Source organism: Klebsiella scottii (assembly GCF_036561945.1).
Taxonomy (GTDB): Bacteria; Pseudomonadota; Gammaproteobacteria; order Enterobacterales; family Enterobacteriaceae; genus Klebsiella; species Klebsiella scottii.
The window spans coordinates 2,373,091-2,392,435 of the sequence record NZ_JARXNI010000020.1 but is presented as its reverse complement, the minus strand read 5'-3'; the positions used below and the strand labels follow the sequence as shown (position 1 = coordinate 2,392,435).

The following is a 19,345-nucleotide window of genomic DNA, read 5'->3' as shown; positions in this document are numbered from 1 at the left end:
GCCAGATGCAGAATATAAACTTTCGCCATAACGCCTTAACCGCGGCGGAAATTACCTCCCGGCGCCTGTATAAACTGCATCGCGTGACGCTGTTTACTCCCGCTCTGTGCCGGGTCAATCGCGGCAGCAAGATTATCGTTCAGGGCGTTAGCCAGATGCTGGCCACGCCGCAGCAGCTGATTATTCTGCCGGCCGATCTTGAGCTCGAGGTGATTAATCAGCCGGATAACGGGCTGTTTTGCTCCGATCTACTCTCTCTGACGCCAGAACTGCTGGCGGATTTTAAAGCTCGCTATATGAGTGAGCCGCAGCCCGGGCGACTGACCTCCCTGTGCGCGCCGGCGACTCCCGATCTGGTGTTTATGTGGCAAAACGTCCTGCAGGCGGTACGCAGCGGATTATCGGCCGAGCTGCAGCATCACCAGGCGATGGGACTATTGCTGGCGCTGCACCAGGCGGGTTACGCCGGGCCGCTGCTCAATGAGAGGCAGCAGAATCTGAGCGGCCAGGTGCGGCAAATTATTATGCTGTCGCCCGCGCAGGCGTGGAGCGTCCCGCGGGTGGCGAAAATGCTGTTCCTTGGCGAATCGACGCTACGCCGACGCCTGCACCAGGAAGATCAAAGTTTTCGCCAGATTGTTGAGGAGGTGCGTATGGCTTATGCCCTCGGCCAGCTACAATCGACCTCATTACCGATAGGCGAAATCGCCGTGAACAGCGGCTATCAGTCCGGTTCGCGCTTCACGGCGCGCTTTCGTCAGCACTATGGCCTGTTGCCGAAACACGTACGCTAGTCAGAATTTGCTATTCTCAGCGTAGAGTTATTGGCACGAAAGGAGAGCAATCATGGCGACACTCTGCACGATGGCATGGGTATACGGTTCAGTTCAGGGGGTAGGCTTTCGCTACACGACGCAGCGGGAGGCGCTACGCTTAGGGCTGACGGGCTATGCGCGCAATCTTGACGACGGTAGCGTAGAGGTGCTGGCCTGCGGTGAGGCGGAGCAGGTGGCGGCGCTGGTGAGCTGGCTGAAGGAGGGCGGGCCTCGCAGCGCGCGGGTCGACCGGGTGCACACGGAGCCTCATCAGCCCACCAGAGAGTGGCAAAAATTCTCCATTCTGTACTAGATGCATTTCACCGGTTTGGGCAGCCCGGCAATTTTCGTTGCCTGTTTGGCGGGGCCTTTGGGGAACAGGCGGTAGAGATAGCGGCTGTTGCCTTTCTCCTCGCCGAACTTATTTGCCATCGCCTTCACCAGCATCCGAATGGCCGGCGAGGTGTTGAACTCCAGATAAAAGTCGCGGACAAAACGCACGACCTCCCAGTGTTCAGGCGACAGGACAATACCTTCCCGTTCGGCAATGGCTGTTGCCAGGGCTTCACTCCAGAGGGTGGTATCCTTCAGATAGCCTTCGCTATCGGTCTCAATTTCATTGCCTTCAAAGATCAACATAATTCTTCACACACAGCTAAAACTGGCGGCAGTTTAGCAAAAAAAAAGGCCCCGCATAAGCAGGGCCTGAGAAGAACGGGAGGGGGATTAATCTTTGCTGGCGAAGCCCAGAATGCTCAGCAGGCTGACAAAGATGTTGTACAGCGACACATACAGGCTCACGGTTGCGCGGATATAGTTGGTTTCGCCGCCGCGGATGATGTTGCTGGTTTCAAACAGGATGGCGCCGGATGAAATCAGAATAAACACCGCGCTGATTGCCAGATGCAGAGCCGGCAGCTGCAGGAAAATATTCGCAACCATACCGATCAGCACCACCACTACGCCCGCCATCAGCATTCCGCCAAGGAAAGACATATCTTTGCGGGTCGTGAGCACGTACGCCGAGCAGCAGAAGAACACCAGCGCGGTACCGCCCAGCGCCAGGCCGATTAAATCTCCCATGCCTGCTGACAGATAGGCGTTGAGCATCGGCCCAAGGATATAGCCCAGGAAGCCGGTAAAAGCGAAGGCCGCCAGGATGCCCGACGGCTTGTCGGCCAGCTTATAGGTCAGGAACATCAACCCGTACATGCCGACCAGAGTCAGAATCAGCCCGGGAGACGGCAGCATCAGGACCGTGCTTGCCGTTGCCGTAATGGCAGAAAATGCCAGCGTCAGGCTGAGCAGGAAATAGGTGTTACGCAGAACTTTGTGCGTGCTGAGCAGCGATGAACGGTCACGCGACGACGTAATTATACGATCCATGAGTCACTCTCTTATGACAGATGTTATTAATAACGAAGCATAAAAAAACCACGCCAGAAGCCATAGTGCTTTTACCCATCTTTACTTAGACCTTAGCGCAAGATTCCAGCATATTATTCTAATAAATTACGAAAAGGCGGTGTGTTTGTGCGTTTGGCGCCAGGAACCAGATCGGAATCTGATAGGTTACTGAAAAATATTGCGTTATCGCCATTCTGTGGCTAAGTGTGGGGAGGGTACAAACGAAGCGTCATAAAGGCAAGGGATATGAAATTACAAAAATATAACGACATCACGCAGGCATTATTGATGGCGGGTTTACTCGCCGCAGCGGCGCCGACTCTGGCTGCACAGGTCCCGGCCGGGACCGTGCTGGCAGAGAAGCAGGAGCTGGTCAGAAATAACGGCAGCGAGCCCTCGTCGCTGGATCCGCATAAGGTCGAAAGTGACGTTGAATTCAACATCATCAGCGATCTCTTCGAAGGACTGGTCAGCGTCTCTCCTGGGGGCGAGATTCAGCCTCGTCTGGCGGAGAAATGGGAAAATAAAGATAACACCGTATGGACGTTTCATCTGCGTCCGGGCATCACGTGGTCTGACGGGACCGCGATTACCGCGCCGGATATTGTCTGGAGCTGGCAGAGGCTGGTTTCCCCGGCCACGGCATCACCCTATGCCAGCTATCCGGGGAACATGCATATTGTGAACGCTCAGGATATCGCGCAGGGTAAAAAAACGCCCGACACGCTGGGCGTAAAGGCTATCGATGACGCGACGCTGGAAGTCACCTTAAACCAGCCTAACGCGGCGTTCTTGCCGATGCTGGCGCATCCGTCTCTGGTGCCGGTCGATAAAGTGCTGGTAAATCGCTTTGGCGAGAAGTGGACCAAACCGGAACATCTGGTGACCAGCGGCGCCTATAAGCTGTCCCGGTGGGTGGTGAACGAGCGCATTGTGGCCGAGCGGAATCCGCGCTACTGGGATAACGCCGATACCGTCATCAATAAAGTGACCTATCTACCCATTAGCTCCGAGGCGGCAGACGTTAACCGCTATAAAGCGGGGGAAATCGATATCGTTTATACGGTGCCGATCAACCAGTTTGCTCAGTTGAAAAAAACTATGGGCGAGCAGGTGAACGTCTCGCCGCAGCTGGCGACTTACTATTACGAGTTCAATACCACTAAGCCGCCGTTTAACGACCCGCGGGTCCGGCTGGCGCTGAATATGGCGCTGGATAAAGACATTATCGCTGAGAAGGTATTGGGGCAGGGTCAGCGTCCGGCATGGCTAATTAGCCAGCCTGATATTGGCGGCGTAAAGCTGCATAACCCGGATTATGCCAGCTGGCCGCGCGACAAGCGTATTGCCGAGGCTAAAAGGCTGCTGAGCGAAGCCGGTTATAACGACAGCCACCCGCTGGTGTTTAATTTGCTCTACAACACTTCAGAATCGCATCAGCGCGTGGCAATCGCCGCCAGTTCGATGTGGAAGAAGAATCTAGGCGTTGAGGCGAAGCTACAAAATCAGGAATGGAAAACGATGCTCGACACCATGCATACGCATAATTTTGATGCGGTGCGCTACGCGTGGATTGCTGATTATGACGATGCCGCTACCTTCCTCAATAACTTCCGTACCGGCGATAGTGAAAACACCAGCCAGTACAGCAATCCTGCGTACGATGAAGCGTTACGCAATGCGGCCAAAGCGCCGGACGTGACCACCCGCGGCAAGTTTTATCAGCAGGCGGAGGATCTGTTGGGCAAAGATGTTCCGGCAGTCCCGGTTTATCACTATGTCCGCACGCATCTGGTGAAGCCGTGGGTCGGCGGATTTACGCCGGATAAGCTGGGGTATTACTTCACCAGGGATATGTACATCAAAAAACATTAACGCGGAGAGGGCGGTTGGCGCTGAAATTCTGTGCAAACCGCCTGATTTTCAGACGAATAACGCGTTTTTGTTTATTTTTAAGGCAGTTGAACAAAATCGTGCTTTACAGCCTGAACAGAGGTGTTTATAGTGCGCCCCATACCGGAAGCGTGGCCGAGCGGTTGAAGGCACCGGTCTTGAAAACCGGCGACCCGAAAGGGTTCTAGAGTTCGAATCTCTACGCTTCCGCCAAATTTGTAATAAAATCAATAACTTGAAATGTAGTTTTGATTTTATGGTGCATCAGATGGTGCAAAAAAAGCCCGTATAAACGGGCTTTTTTTGTATCTGAACTTCTTCATTTTGCTACCTTTCCCACTGAGAAGATTGTTTTTAGCGATATCTGAATCTACTATGTTGTTGTGATAGCTTCTCAAATTCTTCTGCTCTTCTGCTCTTCTGCCCTTCTGCTCTTCTGTTAGTCGTTGCGTGATCTGCCTCTGAGACAGTAATCCTGTTATGGTGCTTCCCTCACTTCTCCTACAATTTTGTCGATGATAGGAACAACGAAAGCAATCAACTCATTGAATATTATGACTAATTTTCACATTTCCTAACTGTGGGAAGAGTGTTGTTTGTGATGTGATATAAATTATTGACCTACTTTTTATAATGGTTAATTATGTCGGTGTTTACGGCTTCGTTTACATTGTGTATAGGATACAAATCACGACCTGTTAGTTATAAATAATGGAGTGGAAAATTGAAAGCGACTACGGAGTCACAAAGGAGACGGTTGATTGCTACGTTGCTAAATGATTTAGCAGAAGATAATTTAGCAATTTTTGCAGGAGCGGGCCTTTCAGCCCCCGCAGGATTTGTAAGTTGGACTGAGTTACTCCGTCCCATAGCTGAAGAGCTGGAGCTAGAGATTGAAAAAGAAACAGATTTAGTTGCTTTAGCTCAATATCACTGCAATTCAAATGCAGCGAACCGAGGTAAACTCAATCAGCTCCTGATAAATAAGCTATCTGATGATGTTGAAATAACTTCAAACCATAAAATTCTTGCAAGGCTTCCAATATCTACATATTGGACAACTAACTACGATAAACTTATTGAGAAATCTTTAACTGAAGCAGGGAAAATACCTGATACAAAATATCGTGTCAAACAACTGAGTTTTACAAAACGTGGTCGAGATGCTGTTGTTTATAAAATGCACGGAGATATAGAAAATCCTGATGAAGCTGTAATCACGAAAGATGATTACGAGAGTTATCATATCAAAATGCAGCCGTTTATTAATGCGTTAAGCGGTGATCTAGTATCTAAGACATTTTTATTCTTAGGTTTTAGTTTTACAGATCCGAACCTTGATTATATCCTGAGCAGAGTGCGAATTGCTTACTCAACGGATCAAAGACAGCATTATTGTATTCAGAAACTTGTAGAGCCAATCGCCGAAGAAACTCAGGCCGATACGGAATATAGAAAGCGCAAACAAGAACTTTTTATTCAAGATTTACTTCGATTTGGTATTAAAACAATACTTGTATCTGACTATTCTGAAATAACAGATATTCTTCATCAGTTAGAATGGGCGTATAGAAGAAAAACTATCTTTTTATCTGGTTCGGCACATGAGTATGCCCGGTGGAAACCAGATGAAGCTCAACATTTCATTTACTCTTTATCGAAAGATATAGCAGCTTTAGGATTCCGAATAGTCTCTGGGTTTGGATTAGGTATTGGTAGCTCAGTTATTACCGGAGTATTAGAAAATGTGTATATGAGCGGTAAGCGTTTAGACTCTGATCAATTAATACTGAGACCTTTCCCACAATATGAAGTTGGTAAACGACCGATTTCAGAGATATGGAATGAATATCGTACGGATATGATTTCGCATGCTGGGATAGCGATTTTTGTTTTTGGCAATAAGATAAAAGATGGTGCTGTTGTCAACGCTGATGGTTTAATTAAAGAGTTTGAAATAGCAAAGAATAACGGGCTTTTGTTAATTCCTGTCGGCGCAACGGAATATGCGACAAGAGAAGTTTATAATAAACTTTCTCAAGATGGATACTTTGATAGTGCTAATTTCACCAAAGAACTGAAAGAGAAAATAGAAAAACTTTCAGACCATAACTCAGATTTGGAAACGATTAAGGGTGTATTAATCGACTTACTTGGCTCATTGAAATAAGGATTGAATCATGACTAAACGTAATTGCTTCTACAGCTTTCATTATATTCCTGATAATTGGCGGGTCGCCACAGTGCGTAGTATCGGAGCTATTGACGGTAATACTCCCACTTCAGATAATAATTGGGAAACAGTTAAAAAAGGCGGAGATGCTGCGATAAAGAAATGGATCGCAGACGAAATGTATGGAAAATCATGCATTGTGGTGCTCGTCGGTAGTGATACAGCTAATCGCAAGTGGATCAATCACGAAATTATTGAAGGATGGAATAATGGAAAAGGTGTTGTAGGTATTTATATACATGGTCTAAAAGACAGTGGTGGAAATACCTCTACTAAAGGTGATAATCCTTTTGATTACATAGGGTATGGCGATAAAGGGAAAAAACTTTCAGCTATTGTGAAATGCTATAATCCTACCGGTTCTACAAGCCAAGAAAAATATAATTGGATTAAAGAAAATCTAGCAAATGTTGTTGAGGACGCTATCACGATTAGAAAAAACAACTAGCCTTAAATTATATAAAATAAAGGAGGCGTTGGGTCTCCTTTATTTTGGTTTAAATGTTGGGTATATAACATCTGGAACTGCTTCCTGTTGTTGTAGCCTTGATGTTTCTTTTTTCAAGTTTGATTTCAGTTTTGATTTAAATCTATTTTTAGATTCAATTAATTGGGCCGGGTTTTTCTTTATTTCCTCTTGAATGATTTTCTCTTTATTTTTAGGGGCTATAATGGGTTTGCTTATTCCTAATCGTTTTCTCATTTCTTCTATCTTAGTTGCTCTACTATTGATGTTGCCACGCTTTTTGAGTCTAAATTTATCTGTGGCTGTAGTAGCTGTTTCTGCATGATCAAGTATCCGACTGATAGAACTGCTATCAGATTTACTATACCAATGATTGAAGCGACCTTGATTATTAATTTTGTTTGGCTGTTGATTGTATTGTTTTTTAAGTCTGTTGAGAGTTTGTGTATTTTTCTGTTTTGTATTTCTAAATCGTCGATTTGCTTGTCTATCGTGTTTCTCGATAAATTTAGTATTGACGATGTTGCTGAGGCTGTTTTCTCTGTCCTCTCTAATACTTGCTGCGTCTGATTTAATGCTGTACTGACTGATTCTGATAATATCATCATCGATTCTGCCAGAGGCTCTATCACTGTTGAAATTTGGTTCAACAAGTGATCGTCCAAAACGATTTTCGTCATCTGTTTTTCTTGCTGAGAATCTTCTAATGATTTCATCATCTCTATCTTTGTCATATTTCACCTTACCTTTAATAGTGTTCCAACTAAATTTTTTACCTAATGAAGATCCCTTAAATGCTATGTCATTTACATTGAATGAAACCCCCGCCACGTTGCCAGTGCTGGCAACATTGAACCTTGGTTCAATGCCTACGGCCTGCAGACGTTCTACGAACGTCCCTAAGTCTGGTTTTCCTGCCATAGCCGCCTGTAAAGAGGCTTGAAGCACTAAACGGGCTGGTTTCTCACCTGTCCTTAATGCTTGCTCGATCTCAGCTTTGGTTGGTGCTGATACCTCTGATTTTTGACCTTTAAGACCCTGTGTAATGGTTAAGCCGTGCTTTACTTCTAAACGTTCACAAGCTGCTATTGTATTAAATGCTGAGTGCTGACCGTGCCATACAGAACCATCAAGGCCGACGCGATTCGCTACTATATGGATATGGTCTTTATCAGTATCTTTATGACGCACACAAATATATTGGTGTTTGTCTATATCGATATTCATTTCTTTCAAATAGTCTTTTGCTATCTCTTGCCATTGTTCATCTGTGAGCTTCTCATCTTTTGGAAGAGATAAAAACGCATGAAAAGTTGGTTTATTTATATCAGGTCTAAAACTGCTTACAGCTTTGAACTCATCAGTTAAATCACTAACATTATTTTTATCTGCTGACATATTGCTACAAATGAAATCATGATCATCTTTTAATATATACTTAACTCTGTTTTTAAATGATTTACCTGACTTCGCCACGTATCCCTTCATAATTTAGATCCTTGTTTATTTCTATTATCCTTCTGCTAACTTGCTTTATATTAAAATTAAGCTTATCAACTTCATTTTTATCAAAGTATTCATTGCTATTTAGTTTTTTTGTTGCTTGATTTATATTATTTCCTAACGATGAAAGTTGTATATAAGTTTTTTGATTAACTTCGGGCATCTTTCTTCTTACAATAGGTTCAGACTTTAATATTTCTCTTCGGATGTAATGGCCTCTTTCAAGGCCAGATGCTGAAACTAATGATTTTAGATATTCAAACTCTGCTTTGTTTACTCTGAACTGTATAGATATATTCCTTCGTTCCTCCGAGGTTAAATTTATACGACCTCTTTTTCTATCTGTATCTAACATATGTAATCCTTAATTGCTTTTATATAGTCTTCATCATTTTCATTAATCAATATTTTTAGAAGGTCATCAGCTTTATTTTCTTTTATATACCTGTGAGCCACGAAATAGCATAGTCTTTGTTCATCACTATTAATTTCATTGAAAGATATATCTTTATCTTGTTCTATGTAATAAAAAAATCTTGCTAATAACTCAAATTTCATTTTTAAACATATTTGTTTCTCTAAGTCATCACTATTCATATTCTATTACTCATCTTATATTTAATCAGTGCTTTTTTATCTATCATTTTTCTAACATTTGATATTGATTGCTTTGCTTCGCTTGAAGAGTCTTTTTTACCCATACAACTACGGATCATGAAGCCGCCAAGCATTATACAAAGAAACATCATTGCTATTGCTATAATCATATATTAATTTCCTCAACTAAAATGAATATAAAACTCATCTTCTTATTTTGATTTCAAAACAACATTATTATAAAAATCTTTAATGTCATTGATACGTTCAGGATCTGGATAGTTCTTTATTTCCTCACTATTTATTATTTTATTCAATGCGTTTTCTGCTCCCTTTTTACTTATTGTTTTACCTTCATTACTACCTGAAAAATGATTATCATATTCTTCACAATGAAAACTCTTATAAAAAACAGCACCAGCATAACCAAAGAAGAAAGCTATTTTTTCATCTTTTTTTCTTTCAATACTAAAATCGTGCGACATATCTATAACTCCTAATATTATTTATAATATCCAAAGTAAATCTTTGGGGTTTGATTTACCGCCTCCCCTTTGATAAGGGGAATAGGTGGAAGGGTAGATTTTTTAACAACCCTCCAAGCGTAGCGCGTGGGGGCAATCCGAAGGATTGGGTAAATACCGGCTACGGGATTACACCTTGCCTCAGTTTCCGAAAAACAAAAATAAAGTTGAACTCAATCTATATTTAAATAAATAACCGATTATAAGATCTAGTCAATAGCGGCTACATAAATAAATACACTGCACAACAGATAAAATGCAAATAAAAGATAGCGTAAATAATATATTGTCTTTCTGGTAGCTGTGCGTAATAGGTAGCTTTGCGTAAAATTTGCAACGGGGTCAAATCGTCAAGTAATAGATCGAGGGGTCCCGCTGACGGATTTTATGTCAGTGGGTTCCGATTTATTACTTGATGACGCAATGAAGGAAATAAATTTTAGATAGGTGATGGTTCGCACTGCGAGCCATCACCTTGAAAGACAGGGCAGTTTTACATTCTTCGTCTAAAAGAAATCCGTTCAGAAAAAGCCAACTTGCTAATAATAAACCCAACAATCCCAATGACAAACAAACTTATATTAAATGCAACTATCCCTACACTCAGCCCGATCAAAATCGACAATATTAAAGTCCCAAATATAACTAAAAATACGTACCAACCCGGAGGAGCACCGTATAATACAGTTGCCTGACACCCCGTGCATACGTGAACCCCTTTCTGGCTTTCTTTTAGACAGTAGGGGCATTGAATAGTATTGTTTTCCATCATAGAGCTTTCCAGCCATTGCTTGTTTTGACAAGATTCATAGCACCATTAGCAGATTCATTCATACCTTTGACGCTGCCGAACGCTTTTTTGTCAACCCAGCCCGGAACGTCAGTAAGCTTCCACGTATAAGACACGCGAACAACTTTCTGATTGCCTTCACCCGGTTCAGTCCATTCAGTAATTTCATCTACGACACGATGACCCACACAGGCACCATCTTTACGATCCCAAAATTCAACCTGCTGACCTTTATCCGTGACTTCCAGAACGTTAACGCTGCTAAAGCCGTTAGGCTGCTGTGAAACATTAAGCAGGCCCTGTTCAGCCAGACCATTTAAGATTTCATCACTGGCACTGTATCCAGAAGAACGGTAGCCTTGATTAACCTTAATGGGGAATCCTTTATTAAAAGCGAAGTCATTATCCTGCAGTGAGTAGCACAGCTTAGACTTTGAAATCTCAGCATTAATTGCTTTCTCAAAGTCGCCTTTCTCACCACATCCTGCCAGAACCAGAGTAGCTCCCGCTACTAACATAAGTTTACGCATATTTTTTCCTTAACAATGGCACAGATCTACGATCGATCTGTAAACGTCTTAGAATTCAATTATTTTCATGCCCAGTCATATCGTTTGTACCGATCGAAAATCACATTGCGATAGTTGCGATCTATCATAATCAAGTGATCGATCGTTCATACCAATTGAACAACGATCGATCCCGTGGTATTTGATTGGTAAAAACTATCAATATTTAACTATCGATCTTTTATATCGATCTGTTCCTGTTAAGGATTTGGATCTCGAACGGACGACAGCGGGAAAATTTCTATGATGGGATATCTGGCACGCGGGATATTTTGATATTTTAGATCTAGTTATACTTTTTACTTTATCCGGCTTCGCTCTATATATTTTGTAGTTCTATATTTACTGTGTTTTTTATTAGTGCCATAGAATAAAAGGCACCCTGTTATTTATTTTAACCAATAATCTCATAATATCTGATATGGTTAAGAGTGCCACTTGACTAGAATATAATATCTGTTATTTATTATAAATGAATGTAAAATCAAAACAAAAAATAAAGCCCCTATTATTCACAGTCGACTAAAACGAAAATAAAAAGGAGCATTACTTATAAGGATTGTTTAATATGATATTGAATCAAAATATTTATAATATAGAAAAATACAAAAGTCAAATACAAGAATATGCTTTATGCTGTGATGATTTTAATGATGGTGTGTATCGAAACCCTAAAGAGAAGGCACTACTGAAGAAATATATTGGATTTAATAATCGTTCTTTCGTTAACGGTCTTGTATTCGATGTAGACCACGAATACGGAGCAATAGCGTGGGATTTAGTAGGTTTACCGAAGCCGAATATTATTATTCAAAATACAAATAATGGTCATGCACATCTTCTGTATGCGTTAAAAAGTCCTGTATTGAAAACTGATGCAGCGAAAATAAAACCGTTGAAATTTGCGGCGTATGTTCAGGCGGGACTAACTGAAAGATTAAAAGCAGATAAAGCATATGCTGATATATTGATGAGAAACCCACTAAATAAAAACGAATCAAGAACAATATGTAATGATATACCAGAATATGAGCTTAATTATTTATCTGATTTCGTCCGCGAAGATTTTTCAACACAAAATAAAAAGCAGAATCGAAGTGATATATATGGATTGGGTCGCAACGTTAATTTATTTGAAGATTTAAGACAAATAGCATATAAAGATGTTTTGAGATATAAATCAAATAAATCATATAATGATTTTTTTAATGATATATTTTCAAAAGCTATTGTATTAAATAACGTTAGCAATGCTACTGATCCACTTTCTCACAATGAAATAAAACAGATCTGTCAAAGTATATGTAAGTGGACTTGGATGAATTTTTCGAAAGAAAAATTTTCTGAGATACAATCTAATCGTGGAATGAAAAATAAAGGAAAGAAAAAAATCACAAATTTAAAAACAAAACTAGATAAGATATGGGAGATATTATGATTATTAATGGAAAAAAGATAAAAGCAAAAGATTTTGCAAAAATGGCTGGCGTGTCTCGTAAAACGATAGTGAAATATTATGCTATGTCTCGTGAACAGTATGAAAAAGAAGCGGCAGAAAAAAGACAGCTTGCTTTTGAATTGAGATCATCTGGTCTTAAGTGGCGTGAGGTAGCTGAAAAAATGGATACCACCATAGATAGTGCTATGGCTTATTATCGTAGATATTTAGCATTACAAGAAAAATATAGGCCACTCCGTGGCTTATGCGGCTTTATTACGTGAATAATAAATCTTATCATTAATCCACTCGTCGATCTCACTTTCAATAAACGCAATAGCACGAGGGCCGAGTTGAATCTGAGTCGGAAACTCATGAACTTTAATAAGTTCATAGATCCAAGAGCGGCTATAGCCTGTACGGTTCATTACTTCTTTAAGTCTGATCAGTCGTGTTGTCTTATCCATATATGCTCCTTTTATTGTGTTGATGAGGCTATTATTCGAATATCGCTTATGACGATCAACATATTTTTGATAAAAAATCATTTATTTTTATGAAATATCAATCCATAAAAATAAATTAATTAAAATCAGTTAGTTATAAAGACAACAATAAGTTGACCAATCATTCATTAAATCAACCCGTTTAGGCCATAGCGTGCCACGTTGGTATGCTGCCTCTGCTTTATCAGCTAACTGATGGGCTAACGCATGTTCAATAACTTCACGTTGATGTGATGTTGCTTCACCTGCCCATTCCCTGAATGTAGATCTGAATCCGTGCTGAGTTAATCCAGCATGTCCCATTCGTTTCAGGACTGCTAATAATGACATGTCAGAGAGTATTTCGGCTCTTGGTGCTGGAAAGACATGATTATTGTCTTTGATACGTGGTAAAGCCTTTAGAAGGTCAATAGCAGCGTCAGATAGTGGGACACGATGTTCTTTATTGGCTTTCATGCGTTCAGCCGGAATAGTCCATGTTTTTGCTTTGAGATCTATTTCATTCCATTCAGCGCCACGGACTTCACCTGAACGGGAAACTGTTAGAATGGAAAACTCTAACGCACGAGCTGATATTCCTTTTTTCTTTCTCAATTCAGACATGAAAGAGCTTATTTCTTCATATGCTAAAGCTGCATGATGATTTTTATCTTGCACTTTACTCGGTAGAGGGAGAAGGGGTTTAAGTGATCCTTTCCATGCTGCCGGATTATCACCTTCAAAAAATTCTTTTGCTTTAGCATAATCAATGATGGCTTCGATACGACCACGTAAACGGCTTGCCGTTTCATTCTTTGTTAACCAGATTGGTTCGAGTATCGTTAACAGATCAATTTTAGTGATAGTGCTGACAGCTTTATCAGCAATGATAGGATAAGCATACGTTTCAAGAGTAGATCGCCACTGTGCTACATGCTTCTTGTTCTTTAGCTCACTGCTTTTGATTTCTATCACTGCTTCGGCGCATTCACTAAAGGTCTTTTGCTTACGTGTTTGAGCTTCCTGAGCAGCTTTACGAGCATGTTTTTCTGCTAGTGGATCAATACCGCTTTTGATCTGTTTACGTATCTCACGAGCTTTGTCACGAGCTTCTGCCAATGAAAGTTCCTGATAAGCACCCAGCCCCATATTCAAACGACGAGGAACTACTTTACCAGCCTTGTTGGTACGAGTTCCCATAGCAAGACGTAAACACCATACACGGGACTGTTTAACGATTCGTAAGTATAAGCCGTCTGCGCCACCAACATAGTAGTCACCATCTTCTTTAAGTTTAGAAACAGCAAGCGCGGACAGTTCTTTAGCTTTCTTTGTCATAAATAAAATATCCAATGGTGCATTGAGTGGTGCATAAAATGACAGATTTTAATCAAACACACAAGACGTTACTGGACACTAAATAATGACAACATATTGTTTTATATTTGAAAAATAAATCAATAATGGGGTTTTATGGACACTAACACGGCGGACTACGCTTCCGCCAAATAAAACAAGGGGTTACCGAAAGGTAACCCCTTGTTGCTTTGTGTTCTACATAAAGTAATACAAAAAAAGCCCATAGAAACGGGCTTTTTTTGCATCCAAAATCCGTATTTTCCCCACCAAAATATTAATGAAGTTGACTTTGAGCAAGTCGCAGCCATGCTGATGTGGTATTCGGATATATTCAGAAAGTAAATTTTACTCTTTCACCGAAAGAGACTAACAATAAAATATAACCAATCAGGCTAAATATGATTGGTAAATTCCATATCATGTATAGGAAAATAAAATAGAAAGCCGCTGCTATCGTGCTAAAAATATCAAATAAGATTTTAATGAAGTTGCGGAAATAGCGTGTGACCGGGTTTCTCCAGAGGATATAAGGGAATGCTAATCTTTATATTCATCGGATGTCGAGATATTATCTGGTAAAACGTTCCCTTTCATTCCATTTGTTTTCTTGTTGTGGAATGATTTTTAAGTATTTATTGACACATGTGGGTGGTAATCGCAATTTCTTACATTGCCACCAATGACAGGGATTCTACGCTTTCTAAGTTGAAATCAGCGGGCGAAAATGGAAATGCAGAAGCCCAATACGCTTTGGGTCTCATGTATTTCTATGGAGAAATGTTGGATGTTGATTATGAGCAGGCAAGGGCCTGGTATGAAAAAGCTGCTGCGCAAAACGATGCACAGGACAGTTCGATCCTGGCGTGATGAATGAACGTGGTGAAGGGTGAAGTATAAACCCAGAGCAAGCAACAACCTGGTATGAGCTGGCATGTAAGAATGGGCACAAGGAAGGTTGCGAACGTTATGAATATTTATTAAAAAAATAATGCAATAATAAAATCACGCGTTAATACGATAAATTTGTATGATCATAAATATCCTGTTTGAGGGTTATTAATAAACGGTGATGCTGAGGGATGAGCGACTAAAATAATCCTGAACATTTATCAGGAAGCCGGCATCCAGGGAGGACAAGAGGTAAAGCCGGGGCTAAGGGCTCCCGAACCCGGTGCGCTGAGCACCGGGCTAAGAGCGAGGTTATCGCTACGAATGTTCCTCATTCCTGATAGGTTCTTTCAGAACAAAGCCATAGCTGAGGGCCCCGAGTAATAACAGAGCCGCACCGGCAAGGAAGACATAGGTAAAGTTGTTGGTCGTATCGAGAATTAAGCCGGCAACGATAGGGGCCAGCGCCGCGCCCAGGAAACCGCCGAAATTCTGAATTGAGCCGAGAGAGCCTACCGAGCCCGCGGGAGCGACATCCGTCACCAGCGCCCAGATTACGCCTGAAGGAAGCTGGGCGGCGAAATAACCAATAGTCAGTAACAACATACACAGCGGCGTGCTTTCAATGTAAGGTACCGGCGCCACCGCACATGCCGCAATTAGCGCTCCGCCGACGATCGGGATCTTACGCGCGGTAATCGCTTTCATGCCTTTTCTAATCAGTAAGTCTGAAATAACGCCTCCCAGCAGCACGCCAAAAATACCCACAAAGAAAGGGATGGCGGCCAGCCAGCCGGTATTCATCAGACTCATATGACGATCGTGCTCAAGATAACGCGGCAGCCAGGTCAGGTAGACCCAGACCGTAAAGTAAATCCCGAAACAGCCTACGACCATCCCCCACGTCGAGCGCTCGCGGAACAGGGAACCCCAGCTGCGGGAAGGTGCGGAAGGCGACTGATGGGGGTCGACAATCTTGTCTTGCGGGGCCTCTTCTGCGGTGGGTTCGCGATAAAACCGCAGCCATGCGAGCAGGATCACCAGGCCGAGAACCCCAATGACGATAAACATGCCTCGCCAGCCCATGGTCAGCATCAGGATCGTCAGTATGGGGGGCGCGATGGCGTTGGCAATCTGCGATCCGGTGTTGAACAGAGCGGTTGGAAAGCCGCGCTCTTCTTTACTGAACCAGCTATTGGTGACTTTGACGCCGGAGGTAAAAAACGGCGATTCCGTTACGCCCAGCAGCATACGCAGCGCGTACATTACCCCAAAGCCATTAGCAAACGCGCAGAATATCGTCACCAGCGACCAGCCCCCGGCGGCAAAGGAAAACATCTTTTTGGGGCCAAAGCGGTCGACAAGATACCCGGCAGGGAGATTGGCCAGCGCATAGGGCCACAGAAAAGCCGATAGCAGTAATCCCATCTGAAATGACGACAGGCCAAATTCAGCGGCAATGGTCGAATTCGCGACGCTGAGATTGGCGCGGTCGAGATAGTTGACCACGGCGGCCAGCAAAATAATCACCACCAGGTACCATCTGAGTTTTGCTCCGGGAATGGCGTTAGCTTTATTCTGGCTGAGGGCATTATCAGGTACGGGTACAGAGTCTGTTCTTCTCATGAAAGAATCCTCTAAACTTCATCTTGACATCGACGTTATGCGTTTAAAATTTATATTATTCGTCGAAGTTAAACGGGAGCTGACGTTTCCAGTTCAGCAAGCCCGGCAATCAAGCTCTGCACTTCTTCGGGCGTAATATTTAATTGCGGCGCGCGCATAACGCCGGCATCAATTCCGCGATATTTAAGCCCTTCTTTAAAGTAAGACATATTGCTGCCGTTTCTCAGCAGCTCGCAATATTTATTCGCCTGGCGCTGGGCGGCGCGTGCGCCTGGAATATCTCCGCGATTAAAGGCCTCATAAATTTTTATAAAAGGCTCCGGGTAAACACAGGAAACCCCTGAAACCACGCCATCGCAACCCATCGCCAGTGCCGGAAGAAACAGACGATCTGCGCCGACCATAACGGAAAAATCATGATCCTTGATGGCAAGGTACTGATTCACGGTGAGGTAGTCCGGGTAGCTGTATTTAATCCCCACGACATTCCTACACTTATCAGCAACGCGCTGAGCGACGTCAGCAGAAAGGTTGTTAGCGGCGCACTGCGGAATATTGTAGAGATAAACCGGGAAATCGTGGGGAACGGCATTGGCGACGGCGACAAAATAAGCTTCCAGCTCACGGTCGTTTGCGCCGAAAAACGCCGGAGTCACGACGCCAATCCCGTCAGCCCCGGCCTCGACCGCATGGCGAGCAAGCGACAGCGTTTCTGCGGTAGTCATCGCACCGACGTGAATATAAACCGTTGCTCGTTGGTTATTTCTTTTAATTACGGTTTCGGCAACTTTCTTGCGTTCTTGTTCGCTGAGGCGAAACATTTCGCCGGTGGTGCCCAGCGGATAAAGACAGTGCACGCCTTTCCCGACAAGAAAATCGGTCAGCGCTTCGATGCTTTCATAATTAATAGTATCGTCATCATTAAATGGTGTAATCATTGCGGTGGTAATGCCATATAATTTTTTCACAGAGACCTCGTCAGATGTTGAAGAAAATATTCCGGAAATAAGCGAAAGACGCCGGGAATTCCGGAGTTTTTACTGCCTGAATAAAGGTGAACAGTCTTGTTATTTATTAACGTAGCGGCTGAATACGCTAAAAATAATCAGCGCGACGGTACCGCCAGGATCTTCTTTACCCGCGCTGCTGTCGGCAAACGCCGCTGCTTTACCATGACGTGGAAACATGGTGCGGGTTGCTTCAAGCCCGGCCAGCGCGGCCGCCTGAGCGGCTTCCGCCGCGCGGCCGAGCGGCGCTCCGGCGGCGGTTTCCCGCGCTAACGCGTCGCTGGCGGGTAATAAGACATCCAGAACGGTTTTATCCCCGGGCTGGGCTTTCCCTCGCTCCGCGATACCCTGAGTAAAGGCGCTGAAGAAGGCGGCCAGATCTGCGGCGCTGAGCGTAATCAGCTCCGGCGCAAGCGCTTTCCCACCGCGCATAAACCCGGTAGCCATCAATGTTCCCATTGTCGATGGCGCCGCCCTGGCCATCGCAAAGCCGCACTGAATGAGGTAATGAGCGATACCTTTCTCCTGCTCGGGTTGTATCTGCTGTGCGGCATGAAAGGCTTTTTGCATCGTAATGCCAAGGTCACCGTCGCCCACGGCCTGGTCTAGTTTGATTAATTCATCCCGCTTCAGGCTCAGTTCGGCAGACCAGGCGGCAATAAGGCCCGTCGTATCGTTAAATGTCAGTTCAGTTTTCATATCGTACCTTTAGCTATCCAGATCCGGCTGGCAGAAGAAGGGGGTACCGGCGGAGGTGGCGAGGTAGCCCGCCAGTTCATCGTTGAGCTTACAAAGGGACAGCGAAAACCCGGTCATTTCCATTGCCGTGGCGTACTCCCCTTGATACACGTGGTATACGACGATGCCGCGTTCATTTAACGTTTGTTTGACCCGGCGGAAAAGAATATAAAGCTCATCCAGAGGCGTCCCTCCCAGGCCATTAAGCAGAACGGCAGTACGATCGCCGGGGGTAAAATGCAGTTCGTTAAGAAGCAGGGGCAGGATGCGGTCAATAATTTCGTCGGCAGTGCCGAGCGCGGCGGACGAAATTCCGGGTTCGCCATGGATACCCATGCCAATCGCCATTTCATTCTCGGCCACCGAGAAGGCGGCCTGACCAACCTCAGGAATGATGCAGGGTGAGAGCCCAATGCCAATCGTTCTGGTGCAATCCCCGACCTGTTTAGCCAGTCTGGCGACTTCATCGAGGGATAAACCGGCGGCAGCGGCGGCTCCGGCGATTTTATACATGAAAAAAATGCCGGCGACGCCGCGCCGCGTTGCCGCCCGTTCAACCGGGGCCGATCCGACGTCATCGGCGCCGCGTACGGATAGCGTTCTGATATCTTCCATCTCCGCCATCTCGGAGGCCATGTCGAAATTGAGGATATCTCCGCTGTAATTACCGTAGAGGTAGAGTACGCCGGCCCCCTTATCCACCGCTTTTGTCACCTGTAAAATCTGATCGGCGGACGGAGATTGAAAAACATCGCCGACGGCGCAGCCATCGAGCAAATTATTCCCGACATACCCCAGAAACAGTGGCAGATGGCCCGAACCGCCGCCGGTGACAATGCCGACTTTCCCTGGGCGAGTCTCCTGGGCGGTCACCAGACAATGGCGATCGTTATTGGCATATTTAAGCTCCCGGGGATGCGCCGCATAAATTCCCTCGAGCATTTCTGCCACATATTCAGTAGGGATATTGATGAACTTCTTCATTTGGTAAATCCTTAAAGGATTGA

General features: G+C 44.1%; 22 protein-coding genes and 1 tRNA gene. 9 read left to right on the top strand and 14 right to left on the bottom strand.

All coding sequences use genetic code 11. The features are described 5' to 3' along the window. Positions 1 to 5 precede the first annotated feature (5 nt). Both QFI97_RS18985 and yccX read left to right on the top strand, forming a co-directional pair. Complete coding sequence (locus tag QFI97_RS18985; RefSeq protein ID WP_095095813.1) at positions 6 to 794, top strand: helix-turn-helix transcriptional regulator; 789 nt, start codon at positions 6 to 8, stop codon at positions 792 to 794. Positions 795 to 846: 52 nt separating this feature from the next. Then, positions 847 to 1,128 carry an acylphosphatase gene (gene yccX / locus QFI97_RS18980; protein WP_041144841.1) on the top strand — a complete coding sequence of 94 codons (282 nt, stop codon included), beginning with the start codon at positions 847 to 849 and terminating at the stop codon, positions 1,126 to 1,128. Here yccX and tusE read toward each other — a convergent pair. Continuing rightward, positions 1,125 to 1,454 (bottom strand): sulfurtransferase TusE, encoded by a 330-nt coding sequence (tusE, locus tag QFI97_RS18975; RefSeq protein WP_095095816.1) that lies wholly within the window; start codon positions 1,452 to 1,454, stop codon positions 1,125 to 1,127. The two genes, yccX and tusE, sit on opposite strands and share 4 nt — an antisense overlap. A gap of 87 nt (positions 1,455 to 1,541) precedes the next feature. Continuing rightward, positions 1,542 to 2,201: an FtsH protease modulator YccA gene (gene yccA, locus QFI97_RS18970; RefSeq protein ID WP_041144843.1), complete on the bottom strand. Its 660-nt coding sequence runs from the start codon at positions 2,199 to 2,201 to the stop codon at positions 1,542 to 1,544. Between the two features lie 267 nt (positions 2,202 to 2,468). On the opposite strand from yccA, the gene QFI97_RS18965 reads away from it, so the two are divergent. From QFI97_RS18965 to QFI97_RS18950, 4 genes are all read left to right on the top strand, one after another. Then, complete coding sequence (locus QFI97_RS18965) at positions 2,469 to 4,097, top strand: ABC transporter substrate-binding protein (RefSeq protein WP_346431797.1); 1,629 nt, start codon at positions 2,469 to 2,471, stop codon at positions 4,095 to 4,097. A 143-nt stretch (positions 4,098 to 4,240) separates the two neighbouring features. Further along, positions 4,241 to 4,328: transfer RNA gene (locus QFI97_RS18960), tRNA-Ser, on the top strand. 544 nt (positions 4,329 to 4,872) lie between these two features. Then, positions 4,873 to 6,285 carry an SIR2 family protein gene (locus QFI97_RS18955; protein ID WP_346431796.1) on the top strand — a complete coding sequence of 471 codons (1,413 nt, stop codon included), beginning with the start codon at positions 4,873 to 4,875 and terminating at the stop codon, positions 6,283 to 6,285. A gap of 10 nt (positions 6,286 to 6,295) precedes the next feature. Next, positions 6,296 to 6,796 carry a TIR domain-containing protein gene (locus QFI97_RS18950; protein WP_346431795.1) on the top strand — a complete coding sequence of 167 codons (501 nt, stop codon included), beginning with the start codon at positions 6,296 to 6,298 and terminating at the stop codon, positions 6,794 to 6,796. A gap of 39 nt (positions 6,797 to 6,835) precedes the next feature. Here the strand turns inward: QFI97_RS18950 and QFI97_RS18945 are convergent, their stop codons facing one another. The 6 genes from QFI97_RS18945 to QFI97_RS18920 form a co-directional block, all read right to left on the bottom strand. Beyond that, on the bottom strand, positions 6,836 to 8,302 hold the full coding sequence (locus tag QFI97_RS18945; protein ID WP_346431794.1) for a relaxase/mobilization nuclease domain-containing protein: 1,467 nt from the start codon (positions 8,300 to 8,302) through the stop codon (positions 6,836 to 6,838). Further along, positions 8,274 to 8,672 (bottom strand): plasmid mobilization protein, encoded by a 399-nt coding sequence (locus tag QFI97_RS18940; protein WP_346431793.1) that lies wholly within the window; start codon positions 8,670 to 8,672, stop codon positions 8,274 to 8,276. Before QFI97_RS18940 ends, QFI97_RS18945 begins: the two co-directional genes overlap by 29 nt. Then, positions 8,666 to 8,914: a hypothetical protein gene (locus QFI97_RS18935; RefSeq protein ID WP_346431792.1), complete on the bottom strand. Its 249-nt coding sequence runs from the start codon at positions 8,912 to 8,914 to the stop codon at positions 8,666 to 8,668. Before QFI97_RS18935 ends, QFI97_RS18940 begins: the two co-directional genes overlap by 7 nt. 212 nt (positions 8,915 to 9,126) lie before the next feature. Beyond that, a complete protein-coding gene (locus QFI97_RS18930; protein WP_346431791.1) occupies positions 9,127 to 9,399 on the bottom strand; it encodes a hypothetical protein in 273 nt (90 codons plus the stop codon). Positions 9,400 to 9,931: 532 nt separating this feature from the next. Continuing rightward, positions 9,932 to 10,207 (bottom strand): hypothetical protein, encoded by a 276-nt coding sequence (locus QFI97_RS18925; protein ID WP_346432108.1) that lies wholly within the window; start codon positions 10,205 to 10,207, stop codon positions 9,932 to 9,934. Further along, positions 10,207 to 10,758, bottom strand: a complete 552-nt coding sequence (locus QFI97_RS18920) for an SEN1982 family lipoprotein (RefSeq protein WP_346431790.1) — start codon at positions 10,756 to 10,758, stop codon at positions 10,207 to 10,209. The genes QFI97_RS18925 and QFI97_RS18920 overlap by 1 nt, the downstream gene beginning before the upstream one ends. 607 nt (positions 10,759 to 11,365) lie before the next feature. Here QFI97_RS18920 and QFI97_RS18915 point away from each other — a divergent pair. Together QFI97_RS18915 and QFI97_RS18910 are read left to right on the top strand one after the other, a co-directional pair. Then, positions 11,366 to 12,235 carry a replication initiation protein gene (locus tag QFI97_RS18915; protein ID WP_346431789.1) on the top strand — a complete coding sequence of 290 codons (870 nt, stop codon included), beginning with the start codon at positions 11,366 to 11,368 and terminating at the stop codon, positions 12,233 to 12,235. After that, positions 12,232 to 12,519, top strand: a complete 288-nt coding sequence (locus tag QFI97_RS18910) for a plasmid replication protein (protein WP_346431788.1) — start codon at positions 12,232 to 12,234, stop codon at positions 12,517 to 12,519. Before QFI97_RS18915 ends, QFI97_RS18910 begins: the two co-directional genes overlap by 4 nt. Here the strand turns inward: QFI97_RS18910 and QFI97_RS18905 are convergent. Continuing rightward, positions 12,499 to 12,702 carry a helix-turn-helix transcriptional regulator gene (locus QFI97_RS18905; RefSeq protein ID WP_102752318.1) on the bottom strand — a complete coding sequence of 68 codons (204 nt, stop codon included), beginning with the start codon at positions 12,700 to 12,702 and terminating at the stop codon, positions 12,499 to 12,501. The genes QFI97_RS18910 and QFI97_RS18905 overlap by 21 nt on opposite strands. A gap of 129 nt (positions 12,703 to 12,831) precedes the next feature. Next, positions 12,832 to 14,058 (bottom strand): tyrosine-type recombinase/integrase, encoded by a 1,227-nt coding sequence (locus tag QFI97_RS18900; protein ID WP_346431787.1) that lies wholly within the window; start codon positions 14,056 to 14,058, stop codon positions 12,832 to 12,834. A 663-nt stretch (positions 14,059 to 14,721) separates the two neighbouring features. Between QFI97_RS18900 and QFI97_RS18895 the strand changes: the two genes are divergently transcribed. Beyond that, positions 14,722 to 14,946, top strand: coding sequence for an SEL1-like repeat protein (locus QFI97_RS18895; protein WP_346431786.1), 225 nt, complete (start codon positions 14,722 to 14,724; stop codon positions 14,944 to 14,946). 339 nt (positions 14,947 to 15,285) lie between these two features. Here the strand turns inward: QFI97_RS18895 and QFI97_RS18890 are convergent, their stop codons facing one another. The 4 genes from QFI97_RS18890 to QFI97_RS18875 all read right to left on the bottom strand — a co-directional run bounded on the left by QFI97_RS18890 (position 15,286) and on the right by QFI97_RS18875 (position 19,322). Then, positions 15,286 to 16,593, bottom strand: coding sequence for an MFS transporter (locus QFI97_RS18890; protein ID WP_331835636.1), 1,308 nt, complete (start codon positions 16,591 to 16,593; stop codon positions 15,286 to 15,288). Between the two features lie 68 nt (positions 16,594 to 16,661). After that, a complete protein-coding gene (locus QFI97_RS18885) occupies positions 16,662 to 17,561 on the bottom strand; it encodes a dihydrodipicolinate synthase family protein (protein ID WP_095095831.1) in 900 nt (299 codons plus the stop codon). A 99-nt stretch (positions 17,562 to 17,660) separates the two neighbouring features. Then, positions 17,661 to 18,299 carry a DAK2 domain-containing protein gene (locus tag QFI97_RS18880; RefSeq protein WP_095095834.1) on the bottom strand — a complete coding sequence of 213 codons (639 nt, stop codon included), beginning with the start codon at positions 18,297 to 18,299 and terminating at the stop codon, positions 17,661 to 17,663. Between the two features lie 9 nt (positions 18,300 to 18,308). Then, entirely contained in the window at positions 18,309 to 19,322 is a 1,014-nt protein-coding gene (locus QFI97_RS18875; protein WP_095095837.1) for a dihydroxyacetone kinase subunit DhaK, read from the bottom strand. Positions 19,323 to 19,345: the final 23 nt, after the last annotated feature.